Here is a 1,336-nt window from a genome sequence, read left to right on the forward strand (position 1 = left end):
TGATGTAGCCCCCTGAAACACCAGACAGTAGCTGTATCTCCAGATAAGAGATAGGCTTGAATATATGTCTAACACTAACGCCAATTTTGAGATGAACGGGATCCTTTTAGGGCAAGAAGTCCGTAAACGTAAGACTCCTCAGGAGAAGATTGCCATTATCCAGCAGACGATGGAGACCGGCATGAATGTCTCCCATGTCGCCCGCCTGCATGGTATCCAGCCCAGCCTGCTGTTCAAGTGGAAGAAGCAATATCAGGAAGGCAGTCTCACCGCCGTAGCGGCCGGAGAGGAAGTCGTTCCTGCTTCAGAGCTCACCGCTGCGCTGAAGCAGGTCCGGGAGCTCCAGCGCCTTCTGGGCAAGAAGACGATGGAAGTTGAGATCCTGAAAGAAGCCGTGGAGTACGGTCAGTCGCGAAAATGGATAGCGCACGCGCCCTTGTTGCCAAAGGATGGGGAATAGCTCTGGTCAGCCGCGCCATGAGCGTGTCGCGTGCGCAACTGTCACTGCGGGTAAAGCGTTCTGCCGACTGGCAGGACAGGCGTTGTAACCGGCGTAATGACGAAGCAGACGCTGAAATACTGTCGGGTATCCTCAATATCATCAGTGACATGCCCAGCTACGGCTACCGCCGCGTGTGGGGCATCCTGCGTAAGCAACGTCGTACTGAGGGGCTGCCGCCGGTCAATGCCAAACGGCTTTACAGGATCATGAGCGAGTACAATCTGCTGCTACTGCATGACAAACCAGAGCGGCCGACGCGTGAACATAAAGGTAAAATCGCAGTTGCGGAAAGCGATATGCGCTGGTGTTCAGATGGCTTTGAGTTCGGCTGCGATAATGGTGAAAAACTGCGTGTAACGTTCGCGCTGGACTGCTGCGACCGCGAGGCCATAGACTGGGCAGCAAGCACGGGAGGCTACGACAGCTCGACCGTGCAGGATGTCATGCTGAGGTCGGTAGAAAAGCGTTTCGGCGATAAGTTGCCGGACACAGCGGTGCAGTGGCTGACGGACAACGGTTGTGCGTATACCGCGCATGAAACGCGGAGGTTCGCCAGAGAGCTGAATCTGGAGCCCTGTACAACAGCGGTGAGCAGCCCGCAGAGTAATGGCATGGCGGAACGGTTCGTGAAGACGATGAAGGAAGACTATATCGCGTTCATGCCAAAACCGGATGTGAGAACAGCCCTGAAAAACCTTGCAGCAGCGTTCACGCATTACAATGAAAATCATCCGCACAGTGCGCTGGGATACCTCTCTCCACGAGAATACCGGCAACAGCGGGCATCGTTAACTTAAGATACAAAAGCTGTCCGGAGATGGCGGGTCAAGATCA

1 protein-coding gene is annotated in these 1,336 nt (G+C 54.8%); it reads left to right on the top strand.

Features of this window, described 5'->3' with window-relative positions; all coding sequences use genetic code 11:
* Window positions 1-91: 91 nt before the first annotated feature.
* A protein-coding gene (locus tag IAE27_RS29240; protein WP_200093425.1) for an IS3 family transposase occupies window positions 92-1,299 on the top strand; the annotation gives its coding sequence in 2 pieces (ribosomal slippage) (window positions 92-413 and window positions 413-1,299; 1,209 coding nt in all).
* Window positions 1,300-1,336 lie beyond the last annotated feature (37 nt).

It is taken from the genome of Klebsiella sp. S69 (assembly GCF_016516145.1).
GTDB lineage: Bacteria > Pseudomonadota > Gammaproteobacteria > Enterobacterales > Enterobacteriaceae > Klebsiella > Klebsiella oxytoca.